Origin of the sequence: Streptomyces angustmyceticus (genome assembly GCF_040701845.1) — a bacterium.
Classification (GTDB): domain Bacteria; phylum Actinomycetota; class Actinomycetes; order Streptomycetales; family Streptomycetaceae; genus Streptomyces; species Streptomyces angustmyceticus_A.
The window spans coordinates 577,334-593,191 of sequence record NZ_JBFBHQ010000002.1 but is presented as its reverse complement, the minus strand read 5'-3'; the positions used below and the strand labels follow the sequence as shown (position 1 = coordinate 593,191).

Sequence of the window (15,858 nt, the reverse complement as noted above, 5' to 3'; positions counted from 1 at the left end):
CTGCCCTTGCCTGCCTGCGGTCCTGACGGCGGGACAGCGGCCGGCGAGGGCCGCGGGCGTCGCGCGGCCCGCCGGTTTCCCGCGCGTCGGACACCGCCTCCCGGCCCCTTGCTGCGCGAGGATCGCGGTCGGGCCCGTCGAGCGCAGGGAGGACCGGGCGTGCGGGACGCGGATGCCGTCATCGTCGGCGCGGGCGCGGCCGGGCTGTCGCTCGCCCACCGGCTGTGCGCCCCCGCACCCGGCGCCGGCACGCCACGGGTGCTGCTGGTCGACGCTCCGCACGGGCCGCTCACCCCGCAGGAACGGACCTGGTGTTACTGGGAGGCGCCGGGCGGCGCCTTCGACTCCGCGCTGACCGCCTCGTGGGAGCTGCTGCGCGTGCACGGCCCCGACGGGGCGGCGACGGTGGGACGGCCCGCGCCCTTCCGGTACAAGATGCTGCGCTCGCGCGACTTCGAGGCGCTGGTCGGCGCCCGGCTGTCGGGCCACGGCGGCGTCGCCCGGGTCGCCGCGACGGTGGAGTCCGTACGGGACGTGGCCGGCGGCGCGGAGGTACGGGGGCGCGACGCGGCGGGGCGGCCGGTGGTCCTCCGGGCGCGCTGGGCCTTCGACTCCCGTCCCGGCGGCCGGCTCCCGCCGGCCCGCACCACCCTCCAGCAGCACTTCCGGGGCTGGTTCGTGCGCACCCGGCAGCCGGCGTTCGACCCCACGACCGCGGATCTGATGGACTTCCGCACCCCGCAGCCCGCGCAGGGCCTGTCCTTCGGGTATGTGCTGCCGCTGAGCGAGCACACCGCGCTCGTGGAGTACACCGAGTTCTCCCGCCGGGTCCTCGACACCGCCGCCTACGAGCGGGCGTTGCACCACTACACCGCGCGGGTGCTGCGGCCGGGCGGGTTCCGGGTGACCGCCGTGGAGCAGGGCGTGATCCCGATGACCGACGGGCGGTTCCCGCGGCGGGCGGGCCGCTCGGTGTTCCGCATCGGGACCGCGGGCGGCGCCACCCGCGCGTCGACCGGCTATACCTTCGCCGCTGTCCAACGGCAGTCCGCGCACATCGTGTCCGCGCTGCTGGCGGGCCGGCCGCCGCTCCCCCCGCCCGCGCACTCGGCCCGGCACCGGGCGATGGACGCGGTGCTGCTGCGTGCGCTGGACAGCGGCCGGGTGGACGGCGCCGAGTTCTTCACCGGTCTGTTCCGCGCGGTGCCGATGGAGCGGCTGCTGCGGTTCCTCGACGGCCGCTCCCGCCTGTGGGAGGACCTCGCCATCGGCCTGCGCACCCCGGTGCTGCCCATGCTCCGTACCGCCGCCGAACTCCCGCTGCTGCCACGTCGGGTCACCGTGCGGTGAACCGGCCGTTCGTCCGTCCCCGGACCGGAGGAGAGAGACCGTGTCATCGCTGACACCACGCAGACCGCTGACACCACGCAGACCGCTGATGCCACGGACACCTGTGACGTCGCCGACGCCGCTGATGCCGCAGATCCCCATGCTGCCGTTGACGCCGTTGCTGCCCTCGACGTGGCTGCCCGGGAACGTCCCGCCCGCGTCGTGCGCCTCCCCGGAGGGCACATGACCGCCGGCGGGCGGGCGCGCGGCGCGGCCGCGCGGCACGGTCGCGACCGGCGGGCACAACGGGTGCCGGGGCCGCCGGGGCGGGAGCGGGCCCCGGACGGCGGGCCCGGTGCGGCGGTGATCGGCGGCGGTATCGCGGGCCTCGCGGCCGCGACCGCACTGGCCGAGCGGGGTGTGCGGGTGACGCTGTACGAACGGGGAGCGGACCTGGGCGGACGGCTGGCGGGCTGGCCCGTGCGGCTCGCCGACGGCTCGACGGCGACCATGAGCCGTGGGTTCCATGCGTTCTTTCCGCAGTACTACAACCTGCGGGGGCTGCTGCGCCGGATCGACCCGGGACTGGACGTGCTCAGGCGGTTGCCCGACTACCCGCTGCACCACCGTGCGGGCCTGCGGGACAGCTTCGCGCGGGTGCCGCGCACCCCGCCGTGGAGCGCCCTGGGCTTCGCGGCGCTCAGCCCCACCTTCACCTGGCGGGACCTGGTGCGGATGCGGCCCGGTGCGGCCCTGCCGCTGCTCGACGTACGGGTGCCGCAGGTCTACGAGCGTCTGGACGGCATCAGCGCCCAGGACTTCCTCTCCCGCATCCGCTTCCCCGAGGCCGCGCGACACCTGGCGTTCGAGGTGTTCTCCCGGAGCTTCTTCGCGGACCCGCGGGAACTGTCCGCCGCGGAACTGGTGTTGATGTTCCACATCTACTTTCTCGGCTCCAGCGAAGGGCTGCTCTTCGACGTGCCCGCCGAGCCGTTCCCGCAGGCCCTGTGGCACCCCCTCGGCCGGTATCTGACGGGGCACGGGGTGCGGCTGCGCACGGACACGGCGGTGACGCGGGTCGAACCGGAGGACGGCGGGGTGCGTGTCGTCGCGCGGGACGAGGAGCGCCGGTTCGACGCGGTGGTGCTCGCGCCGGACCCCGGCGGGCTGCGTCAACTCGTCGCGGCGTCCGAGACGTTGGGGGACGCCGCCTGGCGGGCGCGGATCGGGCGGCTGCGGACCGCGCCGCCCTTCCTGGTGTCGCGGCTCTGGCTGGAGCGGCGGGTGCGCACCGGCCGGCCCGGCTTCCTGGGCACCAGCGGCTTCGGCTCGTTGGACAACGTCAGCGTGCTGGAGCGCTGGGAGGGGGAGGCGGCCCGCTGGTCGGCCCGCACCGGCGGCTCGGTCCTCGAACTGCACGCCTACGCCGTCGCCGCGGGAGCCGACCGGGAACGCGTACAGCGGCGCCTGGTGGAGCAGTTGCACGCCGTCTACCCGGAGACCCGCGGCGTCCGGATCGTCGACCGGCGGGACGAGTGGCGGGCGGACTGCCCGTTGTTCCCGGTGGGCGGGTTCGGCGACCGGCCGACGGTGCACACGCCCGATCCGCGGGTGGTGGTCGCGGGCGACGCGGTGCGCACCCCGTTCCCCGTCGCGCTGATGGAGCGCGCCGCGACGACCGGGTTCCTCGCGGCCAATGCGCTGTTGCGGGGCTGGGGGGTGCGCGGCCAGACCCTGTGGACGGTGCCGGGCAGGGGGCGCTCCGCGGCGCTGCGGTGGGCGGCGCGGCAGGCCGAACGGTGAGCGGGGGGTGCCCGTGCCCCCGGCGCGGCGGGCCGAACGGCGGCCGGTGTCAGCCCGGGAAGCGTCCGCTGCTGCGCAGTTCCCAGCGGCGTTCGGCGTAGGCCAGGTCGTCCCGCCACAGCCGCCGCGAGGCGGCGCGCATCAGCGGGCGCAGGGCGGGGGCGGCCGCGCGCGCGAGGGCGAAGCCGGGGCGCCGGGACGTGGCGAGCACCGCCTCGGTGACCGCGGTGCGCGGCCGCCCCCGGTCGTCGGGGCCCAGCGGCGTGGCATGGGTCTCCACCACGGAGCCCTGCCCCTCGCCCGCCACGATGTGCATCACCACCGTGCGGGGCTCGGGAGCGGTGAAGAGGGCCGTGACCGGCACCACGGCGCGCCCGGCGACCTTGAAGGAGACCTCGACGGCGATGCCGTCGGCGTGCCGTGCGCCGTCCTCCGAGGGGGTGTCCACCACGGTGAGGTCGACGAAGGAGTAGGGGTGGAACCATGCGCCGTGCCACGGGTCGAGACGGTTGGCGATCACGTCCTCGGGGTCGCAGCCGCCGGTGACGGTGTGGACCGCGGTGACGGCACCCGCCGGGCGCGGCCGTACCGGCAACACCGGCTCGGGCAGCGGCTCCTCGCCGCCGGCCGCGTCGAGGCGCACCCAGGCCAGCAGTCCGTCGTCGTGGGCGGGGAACGGGTTCCAGCCGGCGAACGGGGCGCCGTCCAGGGCGAGTCCGTGCCAGCGGCAGCGGAGGATGCCGCAGTGCACGGGGCCGCGGTCCAGGGGCGCGCCGAGGTGCGGGCAGGCCCCCGGCCCGGCGAGCAGCCGCCCGGCCTGGTCGCGCCAGGCGACGACCTCGACGCCGGCGACGGTGCGGCCGACGGCGCGGTGGGCGCCGATGCCGTCGGACGGGCCGAGGACGAACCAGTTGCCGGACGGGCGGGCGAGGGCGGCCTTGACGGCGTCGGCGAGGCGCGCGGGGCGGGCCTCGCGCCAGGTCGGCCGCTGCGCCTCCCACGGCACGGGCCTGGGCCGCAGCCGGAGCGGGAGCCGCGCAGTCCGGCCGGCCCGTCGGGCCCCGTGTGACTGAGGGGCCTCGTGGGTCTGGTGGGTCCGGCGGCGGGCCTGAGGGGTCATGGCGTCTCCTCCTGCGGGCGGTGCGGCACCCCGGAGTGCGGCGTCCCGGGGCGCGGCACGGCGGGGCGGCGGGCGGCGATACGGGCGGCGGTGAGCCGGGCCAGCCCGCCGAGGGCGGTGGCCGCGCGGCGTCGGCGGGAGACCACCGAGCGGCGGTGCAGCACGGCGTACCCGTCGTCGCGCACGGCGTCGAGGATCGCGCCGTAGAGGACGAACGCGGTGCGGATGCACGGGCGCGAGACGGGGTCGAGCAGGGCGAGGCCGGGTGCCGCCTCGCGGTAGACGCCGCGGGTGAGGTCGGCGGCGGCCGCCAGGGCCGCGGTGATCCGCGGGTCGCGGTGGCCGGTGTCGCGGCTCCAGCGCAGCAGTGCGCGGTCGACGCCGTGCGCCGCCAGCAGGTCGGCGGGCAGATAGATCCGGCCCCGGTCGAGGTCCTCCCCCACGTCGCGCAGGAAGTTGGTGAGCTGGAAGGCGATGCCGAGGGCCGCGGCGTGCGGCGCGGCCTCCTCCTGCGGCACGACCGTGCCGAGCACCGGCAGCATCTCCAGCCCCATCACCGCGGCCGAGCCGTGCACATAGCGCCGCAGGTCCTCGTACGTCGGGTAGTCCGTCACCGTCAGATCGCTGCGCATCGACGCCATGAAGTCCGCGAAGTGCCGGTGGTCGATGCGGTACACGGCAGCGGTGTGCGCCACCGCGCGCACCACCGGTTCCGTGGTCTCTCCCCCGCGCAGGGCCTCCTCCAGGCAGCGCTGGAGGGCGTCGAGCGCCCGTGCGCAGTCGGCGGTGGAGCGGCCTGCTCCGGGTTCGTCGACGAGGTCGTCGGCCCGGCGGGCGAAGCCGTACAGGGCGTGGACGGCCGGCCGTCGCTCCACGGGCAGCAGCCGGGTGGCGAGGAAGTAGGTCTTGCCGTGCCGGGCGTTGAGCCGGCGGCACCGGGCGTAGGCGTCGCGCAGGAGGGGGTCGGTGATGCCTGCGGCGTCCAGTTCGCGAGCCGTCATGCCGGGGTGCCTCTCGGGGTCGGGCGGACGGTGCCCGCCGGGGAGCGGATGGGCCGCGGGCCGGTGATCCGGGCCGCGGCGAGCTTGCCGGAGATCAGCACGGTGGGGACGCCGACGCCGGGGGTGGTGCCGCAGCCCGCCAGCACGGCGTTCTCGGTGCCGCGCACGAGGTTGCGGGGGCGGAAGGGGCCGGTCTGCGCCAGGGTGTGGGCGGCGGAGAAGGGTGTTCCCGCGGCGAGCCCCTGCGCGGCCCAGTCGGCGGGGGTGACCAGGTGGTGCATCTCGGTGGCGGCGCCGATGCCGGTGAGTCCACGGCGCTCCAGTACGGAGAGCAGGCTGTCGCGGTACCGGGGGGCCAGGTCGTGCCAGTCCCCGGCGCGCGGGCCGGTCTCGGTGTTGGGGCAGGGCGCGAGGATGTAGTGCAGGTGGCGCCCCGGAGGGGCGAGCCCGGGGTCGGTGGCGGTGGGGCGGGTGATGAGGAGCGAGGGGTCGCTCATCAGCCGCCCGGTGCGGGTGAGTTCGTCGAAGGTCCGCTCCCAGGCGGCGCCGAAGGAGAGCGTGTGGTGCGCCAGCCGCGGCCATGTGCGGTCGGTGCCGGCGTGCAGGACCACCGCGGAGGGCGCGTGGCGCAGGCGGAGCGGGCGGCGGGGGCGCCGGCCCAGCAGCCGGTGGACGACCGGGAGGTCGGGCGTGAGGACCACCGCGTCGCAGGGGATGCGTTCGTGCGCGGTGACCACGGCCGTGATCCGGTCGCCGCTGCGTTCCAGCCGGGTGACCGGGTGTCCGTAGCGGAACGCGGCACCGGCGTCGGCGGCCGCGGCCGCCATGGCGCGGGGCAGGGCGTGCATCCCGCCGCGCGGGAAGTACACCCCGGCGACGGTGTCCATGTAGGCGATGACGGCGTAGGCGGCCAGGGCGCGCGCGGGCGGTACACCGGCGTACAGCGCCTGGAAGGAGAAGACCCGGCGCAGCCGCGGGTCCGGCAGGAAGCGGGCGATGCGGTGGTCGAGCCGGCCGAAGCCGCCGAGCGCGGCGAGGCGGACGAGGTCCGGGTGCAGCAGTTGCAGCGGGGAGTCGAAGTTGGCGTCGATGAAGCGGTGCCGCTGGACCGCGTAGAGCTGCTGGAGCCAGTGCCGCAGCCGCCGGTAGCCGTGGGCCGCCGCGGGGCCGGCGAACCGTGCCACCTCCGCCTCCATGGCCTGCGGGTCCGTATGGACGTCCAGCTCGCTGCCGTCGGCGAAACGGGCGCGGTACGCCGGGTGCAGTGCCCGCAGTTCCAGCCGGTCGGTGAGCCGTTCGCCGACTGCCGCGAAGGTCTCGTCGATGAGGTCCGGCATGGTCAGCACGGTCGGTCCGGTGTCGATGCGGTAGCCGTGGCGGTCGATGCGGCCGGCCCGGCCGCCGGGCAGCGCCTCGCGCTCGACGACCGTGACCCGCCGCCCCGCGCCGAGCAGGTGCAGCGTGGCGGACAGCCCGGAGAGTCCGGCGCCGACCACCACGACGTGGTCGGTGGGGCCCTTGACCGCTCTCATGAACCGCCCCCTCGGGCCCGCCGGACGGGCGCGTTCTCCCCGGGCCGGACAGGGGGCGGGACGGCGGTCGCGCGGCATGCGTCTTCGCGCGCGGCGGGGCGGGTGCGTGCCCCGGTACGACGGCGCATGGTGAGTCCTCTCGTCGCGTCGAGGAGCGGAGTCCGGCGCACATCCGGGCTGTTCGCCGGCCCGGGGGCACGTCAGGCGGAGCGGAAGACCAGGGCGGCGTTCTGGCCCCCGAAGCCGGTGGAGAGGCTGGCTGCGGCGGACTGGGCCGTGGTGCGGGGGACTTTCGCCACGATGTCCAGGTCGATGTCGAGGTCGGTGTCCTCGTGGTTGGCCGTGGGCGGGACGGTGTCCCGCTGCAGGCTCAGCACGGTGACGGCCGCTTCGATGGCGCCCGCCGCTCCGATGGCGTGCCCGAGCGCGCCCTTGAGGGAGGTGACGGCGGGGGGCTCGGGAAAGACGCTGCGCAGCGCCCTGGCCTCGGCGAGGTCGTTGCGCCCGGTTCCGGTGCCGTGCGCGTTGATGTGGTCGATGTCCGCGGGCGCCGCGCCGGCGTCGGCCAGCGCCGCGGTGAGGGCCGCCGCGGCTCCCCGGCCGTCCGGATCGGGGGCGGCGTAGTGGTAGGCGTCGCAGCTCGCGCCGTAGCCGGCCAGATGGGCGCGGGGGCGGGCGCCGCGGGCCCGCGCGTGGGCGGGGCGTTCCAGCACCAGGACGGCGGCGCCTTCGGCGAGGACGAAGCCGTCGCGTCCGGCGTCGAAGGGGCGGCAGGCGCCCGCGGGGTCCGTCGTCCGCTGGGAGAGGGCTCCCATGCGGTGGAAGCAGGCGGCGGGGATGGCGTGGCAGGCGGATTCCGCCCCGCCGGCCAGGACGATGTCGCATGTCCCGGCGCGCAGCAGATCACGGGCGACCCCCAGGGCGCTGCTGCCGGAGGCGCAGGCGGTGGAGACGGCGAAGTTGGGTCCGGTGGCCGTGAGGTCGAGGGCGATTTCGGCGGCCGCCATGTTGGGGACGCTGCGGGTGATGGCGAGCGGTGAGATGTCCAGGGGACGTCCGGCCGCGAGCTTGGCGAACTCGCCGGGGTAGCGCTCCATGCTGCCCGTGCCGGTCCCCATGACCACCCCGACGCGCGCGGCGTCCCAGTCGGCGGGGCGCAGGCCGGCGTCGTCGACGGCGTGGCGGGCGGCGAGGAGGGCCATGGCGACGAAGCGGTCCAGCCGCCAGGCGGCCTTCCTGCCGACCAGGGCGGCGGTGTCGAAGTCCGGTACCCGGCAGGAGATGTCCACCGGCAGGCCCGCGAGTCCGGGGTCCCTGGCGGCGGTGGAGCGGCCGGTGAGCAGGCCGTCCCAGGTGGCCTCCGCGCCGATCCCGGCCGGGCTGATCACCCCGAGGCCGGTGACGGCGACCTCGCGGCACTGACCGGTCATCAGGCCCCGCTGTTCGGTGCCGCGGTCAGCACCGAGCCGGCGTCCCGGGCGTCCATGAGGGCCGCCAGCTCCTCGATGGTCGTCTGCAGGGGTACGTCCTCCAGCGAGATCCCGGTGCGCTCCTGCAGCATCAGCCCCATCTCGACGAGCGCCAGCGAGTCCAGCCCCAGGTCCTCGAAGGTGCGCTCGGGGGTGACGTCGGCCGGGTCGAGGTCGAAGGTCTCGGTGAGGGTGCTGGTGATCAGCTCGGTACTGGTGGGCACGGTGACTCCTTCGGTGGGTGGGGTGGCGCCGGCGAAGGCCACGGGCGCGGTGCCGTCCGGGCGCGGTCCGCCGGTGCGCGCACGGGCACCGCACGCCCGTTCCGCAGCGGACCGGGGCGTCCCGGACCGGGCCGGCACGGGCGGGGCCGTGCCGCGCGGCTCCGGGCGGGCGGCGGTCGGCACCGCGGACCGGTGCGCGGGCAGCGGTCTCGCGCTCCCTACCTTCGCCGAACCGGTGCGCGGGCAGCGGCCTTGAAGGCACCTCCGTACGAGTGACTTATCGCTCTATAACCCCGGAGGCGGATCCTGCGCGGGCCGCGGCCGGGGCGGCGGCCGGCGGCCCGGCACGGCCGTCGGCGGCAAGGCGGGCGTCGTGGGGCCCCGTCGGCCGGCCGAGCCAGCGGGCGGCCGCGGCGGCGGTGACCAGGGTGACGGCTCCGGCGACGACGGCGGTGAGCGTCATCGCGTCCGTGAAGGCCCGGCGCGCGGCGGCCAGCACTCCGGCGCGCAGTGGGCCGGGCAGGCGCATCGCCTGGGCGGGCACGGACAACAGGCTGTGCTCGGCCGCCTCCGCCACCGGCGCCGGGGCGTGCAGGCCGGTGAGGGAGGCGCCGAACTTCGAGGTGAAGACGGCGGCGAGCAGGGAGCCTTGGACGGCGACCCCGAGCGCGGAGCCGACCTGGCGGGTGGCGTCGTTGATGGCCGAGCCGAGTCCGGCCCGGTCGGTGGCGACCGAGCCCATCACCGACTCGGTGGCGGCTGCCGCCACCAGACCGGCGCCCACGCCCGCGACCAGTTGGAAGGCCGCGCAGTGCGGGTAGCCGGAGTCGGGGGTGGTGGTCGCCAGGACGGCGAAGCCGGCCGTCACCAGCAGCAGTCCGCCCACGACGGGGAGCCTGCCGCCCAGTCGTGCCCGCAGGGGCACCGCGCACACCGCGCCGAGCGCGAGTCCGGCCGGCAGCGGCAGCGTCCGCACCCCGGCCTGCAAGGGGCTGTAGCCGAGCACCCCTTGGAGGTAGAGGGTCAGGACGAACAGCGCCCCGAACATGGCGAAGGACATCAGCGCCAGGGCCGCCGCGGCCACCCCGATGTCCGGCACCCGCAGCAGATGCAGCGGGAGCATGGGGGCGGGCGCGCGCAGTTGCCGGCCGACGAAGGCGGCCAGCAACAGCGCGGCCGCGGTGAACCCGGTGAGGGCGGCCGGGCTGGTCCAGCCGCGGTGCGGGCTCTCGGTGATCGACCACACCAGCGCCAGCAGCCCCGCGGCCGACAGCACGGCACCGGGCACGTCGAAGCCGTCGCGCCGCCGCGCCCGGGACTCGGGTACCAGGACCAGAGCCAGGACGATGACCGTGCCGGCCAGCGGCAGGTTGATCCAGAACGCGGCGCGCCAGGAGGCGTGCTCCACCAGCCAGCCGCCGATGACCGGGCCGCACAGGCCGCCCATGCCGCCGACCGCGGCCCAGGCGGCGATCGCCCGGCTGCGCAGCCGGGCCTCGGGGAACAGCTGGTGGAGGACCGCCAGCGTGGCCGGCATCAGCAGGGCGGCCCCGGCTCCCATGCAGCAGCGCGCCGTGATCACCTGCCACGGGTGACCGGCCAGCGCGCCGCCGAGCGAGGAGGCCCCGCAGACCGCCACCCCGCAGACGAAGGAACGCCGCCGGCCCCAGGCGTCGGTGAAGGCTCCCACGGCCAGCACCGTGCCGCCCAGCACCAGGGCGTAGCCGTCCACGACCCACTGCACCTGCGCGGTGGAGGTGTCCAGGTCGCCCTGCAGATCGGGGACGGCGACATTGAGGACCGTCAGGTCCAGGCCGAGCATGAACAGCCCGAGGCAGACCACGGCGGCCGCGCCCGCGCGCCGTGCGGCTCCGCCCGGCGAAGCGGCCGTCATGCCGTCGCCACGGGCCGGTTGATGACGGTGTCCAGCGCAGCGGTGAGGTGGTCCACCAGCGCCTTCGTCCCCGTGTGCAGGTAGGTGTGCCCGCCGGGGAAGAGCCGGGGGTCCGCGGGCGTGGTGACCAGGTCGTTCCAGGACTGGAGGTCGTCTACGGGGGTGACCGGGTCCTGCTCGCCGCCGTAGAGGGCCAGCGGCACGTCCAGCGGGGGCCCGGTGCGGTGCCGGTAGTGCAGGAGCAGCAGGCAGTCGGCCAGCAGCGGGGTGCAGGCCGCGGCCATCAGACGGGCGTCGGCCAGCAGTTGTTCGGGGATCGGGCCGACGAGTTCGCGAAGGCCCTCCAGGCCGGCCGTCAGGCGCGGCGGCAGACCGGCGCTGTAGGCGTCGAGGTGCGGCGCCGACAGCGAGGACACCGCCAGCAGCGCGGGCAGGCGGCCGTGGGTGCGCCGCAGGTGCCGGGTCGCCTCGTAGGCCAGCAGCGCTCCCGCGCTGTGCCCGAAGACGGCGAACGGGCGGGGGTCGGCCCAGTCGTCGAGCACCGGGGCGAGCCGGGCGCTGAGGTAGGCGGGATCGGTCAGCGACGGTTCCGCCGAGCGGGCTCCCCGGCCGGGCAGCGCCACGGAACACGGCTCGATCCAGGACGGCAGCAGGGGCGCCCACCGCAGATAGCAGTCCGGGCCGGCCCCGGCGGGCGGCACGCAGTACAGGCGCAGCGCCGCCTGCGGACGGGCGGCGAGCACCACGCGCTGGGGCACCGCCGACGCCGCCACCGTCACCGACGTCGACTCTTCCGTGAAACCGACACCCACGACACACGCCCTTCGCCTCGCGCTGCACTGGTCCGGGCGCCGCCCTCGTAGCGCCGGGCGCCCCGAACGGGGCGGCGTCCGGCCGTGGCGTCGGGGCGGCCCCGGCACCACGGACGGCCGGCCGGCAGGGCCCGGGAGCCGTCCGGCCGGGCACACGACCGATGCCCACGCCGACCCTGCCCTCCCCCGCCGCCGCACTCCACACACCACGCACGGCACCGCCGCCCTCTGACACCAACGGCGGCAGCCGCCCCGGCAGTCGGGACGACCGCACAACTATTGCTACGCATCATCGCGAGCGTTATAGTCTCTAACAGAAGCGAGGGCGCAGAACGAGAAGCGCCGTGAAGCCTCTCGCCGCTCCTCGCCCCCGGGTCCCGCCCGCCGGCCACCGCCCCGTAGAGAAGGAACCGCCATGTCCGCTGCAGAACGCCCCCTCCACGCCGTACTGGGTGCCGGACCGGCAGGCACCGCGCTCGCCGGCGAACTCGTCCGCCGCGGGCACGCCGTACGACTGGTCAGCCGCTCCGGGCCGGACGGCGCCGCCGAGGGCATCGAGCCGCGCGCGGCCGATGTGAGCACGCCGGAGGGGGCACTGGCCGCCGTCGAGGGCGCCGCCGTCGTCTACCACTGCGTGAACGTCGACTATCACCGCCAGGTCGAGGTGATGCCCCGGGTCCAGCGCGCGGTGCTGGCCGCCGTCGAGACCACGGGCGCCCGCCTGGTCGTCCTGGACACGCTGTACCCGTACGGCCCGACGCACGGGGAGGTGATGACGGAGGCCACGTCGTGGCGGGCGACCAGCCGCAAGGGACGGATGCGGGCGGAGCTGGACGAGCGCTACCTCGACTCCCACCGCGCGGGGCGTGCCCGGGTCGTCCTCGGGCGGGCGGCGGACTTCGTCGGCCCCGGCGTGCTCAACTCGACGCTCGGCGGGGCGGTCTTCCCCGGCGCGCTGACCGGAGGGGAGGTCCTCGGCCTGGGCGACATCGACCTGCCGCACAGCTACACGGACATCAGGGATGTCGCGACCGGCCTCGCCACCCTCGGCGAACTCCCGGTGGGCGACGGCAGGGTGTGGCATCTGCCCACCGCGCCGGCCGTCACCACGCGCCAGATCCACACGATGATCGAGGAGCGGGTGGGGCGCCAGCTGCACCGTGTGGTCCTGCCCGAGCCGCGCCCCTTCGGACCGTTCGACGAAGCCTTCATGAACGAGTACGCGGAGATGTTCTACCAGCACACCGAGCCGCAGATCGTGGACTCCACGGCCTTCGCGCGGACCTTCGGCGTGCACCCGACCCCGCTGAGCGCCACCCTCGACGCCACCGTCGACTGGTACCGCGGCCTGCTGGCCGGCGCCCGCGGCTGACCCGGTCGTCCGCAGGCCGGAGGCCCGACGCCCCCACGCGTCGGGCCTCCGGCCTGCCGGCAGCGGTCAGGAGGCGGCGGGCGGCGTCGCCGACCAGGCCGTCACGGACAGCTTCCCGCCGTCCACGGCGTTGTCGAACGCCACGACGCCGTGCGAGTTGCTGCCCGTCGGGGACACCTGCAGGTACTTGGCCTGCGCGGAGGACGGGCCGGCGTGCGTCCAGACCAGGTCCGCGAAGGCGCTCCCGCCCGGCTTCAGGGTGATCCGGTGCGCCCCCGGGTCCTTGGCGAAGTAGGTGTCACCGTGGTGCGGGGTGGTCTTCAGGGCCGTGTGCCCGGCGCCCTCCAGCGCCAGCCCCGGGTACCCGTCTATCGCGCAGGTGCTCCCGCCGGTGTTGGTCACCTTCAGGTAGGTGCCCTGGTGGTTCATGCCGGCCTGGCTCGACCCCGCGCTGGTGGTCGCGACCTTCAGCGTCCCCGGGCCGCACGCGGCGGCCGCGGCGGCGCCCGGTCCTGCCGTACCCGCCGCGGAGGCCATGCCGGCGCCCGCTCCCGCGGCGAGGGCAACGGCGGCGGCGACGGTGACGGCGGTACGCAGACCACGGATGGTCATCAGTCATCAACTCCTTCTTCTCCGGCACCGGGAGAGACCCCGGTGCGCGTCCACCGCCCGGCCCGCACGGCGCTCCCCGGCCACCCGCGAGGGCACCCCCGGCCGTGGAGCCGACCGCGGGACCGGTCGGCGGGTTCTCTTTCGTTCCGCGCCACCCACCCTGGGCGCCCCCACTGATGATCGGCTAACGCGCGGCTAACACCGGGGAAAGCAAGGGCGCGAGAGCGACAAAGGAGGGCGCAACGGGGCAAAGAGAGGCGAAGGAGGAGGTAAGAGAGCGAAGGGAGCGGGGAGTTCGCGGGGAATGCGCTCACACCTGCCATGCGGGGCCCGGGGCCGATGCGGATGAAGTCGTTCCGATCAGACGTGCGATGCTGGGGCATCCCGGATGATGGCAAGAAGTGGGAGTGTACGGCACCGTGAGGGCAGCGATACGGCGGGCTCGGACGAGGACCTGGGACCGCTTCGCGGCATCCGACCCAGGGCTGCTGCGACTGAAGGCGGGGCTGCGGACGGTCGGGGCGATCGTGCTCACGCTCGTCGCCCTCGCCCTGCTCCACACCGGCGTCACGCTGATGGTCGCGGGCGCCATGGCCGCCATGGTCGCCACCTTCGCCGTCAAGGAGAAGGAGGTGCGCGGCCAGGCGATCACGCTGGCGCTGGGCCTGCCGGTCGCGCTCGCCGCCATGTCCCTGGCGGCGGTGCTGCACGCCCTGGTCGTCCCCGGGGACCTGTTCTTCGTCCTGCTGATCTTCAGTGCCGTCTACGCCCGGCGGTTCGGCGACCGCGGCACCGCGCTCGGCCTCATCGGCTTTCAGGTCTACTTCGTCTCGCTGTTCGTGCACGCCACGGTGCCCACCCTCCCCGAGCTGTACCTGACCCTGGGCATCGCCTTCGCCTGCAGCGCGGTCGTCCGCTTCGCCGTCGTCCCGCAGACGCCCCAGCGCACCCTGGACCGGCTGCGCGAGGCCTTCCGGGCGCGCCTCGCCCAGCTGCTGGCCACCCAGCTGGAACTGCTGGACGCCGGCCCCGACGAACGGGACAAGGTCCTCGACGACCTGCGGCGGCACACCGCCCGGCTGCACGAGGCGGCCCTGATGATCCAGGGCCTCCTGGAGGAGGGCACCCGGGACGCGGCCGCGGCGCGACTGGTGCAACGCCGCGTCGCGGAGGCCGAGATCGCCGCCGAACGCCTGGGCATGCTGATCCTCAACGCCCGCAGCGCCGAGCGGGCCGACACCCTCACCATGCACCTCCCGCACGCCCCCGTACCGGCCACGACGGCCCCCGTCCGGACCGAGGACGAGGCCACCGTCACCCTGCGCCGGGACCTGAACTCCCTGCTCCTGCTGGTCGCGCGGCGCGCGCCCGACGACCGCGGCACCGGGCTGGCCCATGTGCGCAACCGGCTGCTCGGCTACCGCGAAGAGGACAACCTGCCGCGCGCCTCACCCGTCGTCCAGGACGTCTTCCGCGGACTCGGTGAGGCCGCGCGCTCCGTCCTGGGTCTGCGCCTGGCGCTGGACGGCCCGCAGGACGAATCGGACGACTCCCCGGCCACCACCCGCTCCCGCGAGGAGTTCGACGCCGAGGACCTCGCGATCGTCGGCGCCGAGGAGACCGACGAGGCGGAGGAGGACCGTACCGGGTTCCAAAGGCCCACCACCCGTGCCGCGTTCCAGGTCGCGGTGGGCTCGACCCTGGCCATCATCGGCGGCGAGTTCCTCTCCAGCCAGCGCTGGTACTGGGCGGTGCTGACCTGCTGGGTGGTCTTCCTCAACACCGCGTCCACCGGCGAGATCATGGTCAAGGGCTACCGCCGGCTGGTCGGCACGGCCCTCGGCGTGGTCGCCGGTGTCGCGCTGGCCGGCCTGGTCGGCAACCACACCTGGGCCGCGTTCGCCCTCGTGCTGCTCTGCATCTTCGGGATGTGGTTCACCGCGCCGTTGTCGTACGCGCTGATGTCGTTCTTCGTCACCGCGATGCTCGGGCTGCTCTACACCCTGCTCAACACCTACAGCTTCTCCGTGCTGGTGCTGCGCATCGAGGAGACGGCGCTGGGCGCCGCCTGCGGGATCATCGCCGCCGTCCTCGTGCTGCCGGTGCACACGGACCGCCGCACGGACGAGCTGCTGGGCACGGTGCTGGTCCGGCTGCGGGACGTCGCCTCGGCCGCGGTGGAACAGCTCAGCGGCGGGCCGGCCGTCGACCTGCTGGGCAAGGCACGCGATCTGGACACCGCCCTGGACGAGCTGCGCGCCTCCACCCAGCCCCTGACGCACCCGATCACCCCGCTGCGCGTACGGCGGCGGACCGTCCGCTACCTGGTCGCGCTCCTGGAGACCTCCGCCTACCACGCGCGTTCCCTGGCGGCGACGGCGGAACTGGTGCCGTACAGCAAGACCATCGCGGCCGATCCGCGGCTGGCGGGAGCCGGCCGGCGGATCGCGCACAACATCGACCTGATCGTCGCGCGGGTGCTGGAGGAGACCACCGAGGGCGCGGTGGAATCGGGCGTCAGCATCGCCGCGATGCTGGACGCCGCCGGTTCCGGGGCCCTGCAGTCGGGCACCGTCACCTTCCGCGTGCTGCGGCACCTCCAGCGCCTCGACGAGGGGGTGGTGGGTATCGCCCGCCCGCTCGGCGTGCCGGTGGCGGGCCCGAAGGGCAACAAGCCCTAGCCCTTCGGG

General features: G+C 75.5%; 12 protein-coding genes. 4 read left to right on the top strand and 8 right to left on the bottom strand.

The window, feature by feature from the left end:
- Positions 1-159: 159 nt before the first annotated feature.
- The gene (locus AB0411_RS06565) at positions 160-1,350 is read left to right on the top strand and encodes a lycopene cyclase family protein (protein ID WP_366416115.1); all 1,191 of its coding nucleotides are present in this window, start codon (positions 160-162) and stop codon (positions 1,348-1,350) included.
- A gap of 222 nt (positions 1,351-1,572) precedes the next feature.
- A complete protein-coding gene (locus AB0411_RS06560) occupies positions 1,573-3,132 on the top strand; it encodes an FAD-dependent oxidoreductase (protein ID WP_366416114.1) in 1,560 nt (519 codons plus the stop codon).
- Positions 3,133-3,181: 49 nt separating this feature from the next.
- Here the strand turns inward: AB0411_RS06560 and AB0411_RS06555 are convergent, their stop codons facing one another.
- The 7 genes from AB0411_RS06555 to AB0411_RS06525 form a co-directional block, all read right to left on the bottom strand.
- Positions 3,182-4,252 carry a DUF5914 domain-containing protein gene (locus tag AB0411_RS06555; RefSeq protein WP_366416113.1) on the bottom strand — a complete coding sequence of 357 codons (1,071 nt, stop codon included), beginning with the start codon at positions 4,250-4,252 and terminating at the stop codon, positions 3,182-3,184.
- Positions 4,249-5,253, bottom strand: coding sequence for a phytoene/squalene synthase family protein (locus AB0411_RS06550; protein ID WP_366416112.1), 1,005 nt, complete (start codon positions 5,251-5,253; stop codon positions 4,249-4,251). Before AB0411_RS06550 ends, AB0411_RS06555 begins: the two co-directional genes overlap by 4 nt.
- On the bottom strand, positions 5,250-6,785 hold the full coding sequence (gene crtI / locus AB0411_RS06545) for a phytoene desaturase family protein (RefSeq protein WP_366416111.1): 1,536 nt from the start codon (positions 6,783-6,785) through the stop codon (positions 5,250-5,252). The genes AB0411_RS06550 and crtI overlap by 4 nt, the downstream gene beginning before the upstream one ends.
- A gap of 200 nt (positions 6,786-6,985) precedes the next feature.
- On the bottom strand, positions 6,986-8,215 hold the full coding sequence (locus tag AB0411_RS06540) for a beta-ketoacyl-[acyl-carrier-protein] synthase family protein (RefSeq protein WP_366416110.1): 1,230 nt from the start codon (positions 8,213-8,215) through the stop codon (positions 6,986-6,988).
- Positions 8,215-8,478, bottom strand: coding sequence for an acyl carrier protein (locus AB0411_RS06535; protein ID WP_366416109.1), 264 nt, complete (start codon positions 8,476-8,478; stop codon positions 8,215-8,217). The genes AB0411_RS06540 and AB0411_RS06535 overlap by 1 nt, the downstream gene beginning before the upstream one ends.
- A 277-nt stretch (positions 8,479-8,755) precedes the next feature.
- Positions 8,756-10,372, bottom strand: coding sequence for an MFS transporter (locus AB0411_RS06530; RefSeq protein ID WP_366416108.1), 1,617 nt, complete (start codon positions 10,370-10,372; stop codon positions 8,756-8,758).
- Positions 10,369-11,184, bottom strand: coding sequence for a thioesterase II family protein (locus AB0411_RS06525; protein ID WP_366416107.1), 816 nt, complete (start codon positions 11,182-11,184; stop codon positions 10,369-10,371). The genes AB0411_RS06530 and AB0411_RS06525 overlap by 4 nt, the downstream gene beginning before the upstream one ends.
- 415 nt (positions 11,185-11,599) lie before the next feature.
- Between AB0411_RS06525 and AB0411_RS06520 the strand changes: the two genes are divergently transcribed.
- Complete coding sequence (locus AB0411_RS06520) at positions 11,600-12,556, top strand: NAD-dependent epimerase/dehydratase family protein (RefSeq protein WP_366416106.1); 957 nt, start codon at positions 11,600-11,602, stop codon at positions 12,554-12,556.
- Positions 12,557-12,622: 66 nt separating this feature from the next.
- Here AB0411_RS06520 and AB0411_RS06515 read toward each other — a convergent pair whose 3' ends face one another.
- Positions 12,623-13,168, bottom strand: a complete 546-nt coding sequence (locus AB0411_RS06515; protein WP_366416105.1) for a DUF4232 domain-containing protein — start codon at positions 13,166-13,168, stop codon at positions 12,623-12,625.
- Between the two features lie 419 nt (positions 13,169-13,587).
- Here AB0411_RS06515 and AB0411_RS06510 point away from each other — a divergent pair, with 419 nt between their 5' ends.
- Positions 13,588-15,849: an FUSC family protein gene (locus AB0411_RS06510; protein ID WP_366416104.1), complete on the top strand. Its 2,262-nt coding sequence runs from the start codon at positions 13,588-13,590 to the stop codon at positions 15,847-15,849.
- Positions 15,850-15,858 lie beyond the last annotated feature (9 nt).

Coding starts and splice junctions, on each gene's coding strand:
- AB0411_RS06560 (WP_366416114.1), top strand. CDS start 1,573: ATGACCGCCGGCGGGCGGGCGCGCGGCGCGGCCGCGCGGCACGGTCGC.
- AB0411_RS06555 (WP_366416113.1), bottom strand. CDS start 4,252: ATGACCCCTCAGGCCCGCCGCCGGACCCACCAGACCCACGAGGCCCCT.
- AB0411_RS06550 (WP_366416112.1), bottom strand. CDS start 5,253: ATGACGGCTCGCGAACTGGACGCCGCAGGCATCACCGACCCCCTCCTG.
- crtI (WP_366416111.1), bottom strand. CDS start 6,785: ATGAGAGCGGTCAAGGGCCCCACCGACCACGTCGTGGTGGTCGGCGCC.
- AB0411_RS06540 (WP_366416110.1), bottom strand. CDS start 8,215: ATGACCGGTCAGTGCCGCGAGGTCGCCGTCACCGGCCTCGGGGTGATC.
- AB0411_RS06530 (WP_366416108.1), bottom strand. CDS start 10,372: ATGACGGCCGCTTCGCCGGGCGGAGCCGCACGGCGCGCGGGCGCGGCC.
- AB0411_RS06520 (WP_366416106.1), top strand. CDS start 11,600: ATGTCCGCTGCAGAACGCCCCCTCCACGCCGTACTGGGTGCCGGACCG.
- AB0411_RS06515 (WP_366416105.1), bottom strand. CDS start 13,168: ATGACCATCCGTGGTCTGCGTACCGCCGTCACCGTCGCCGCCGCCGTT.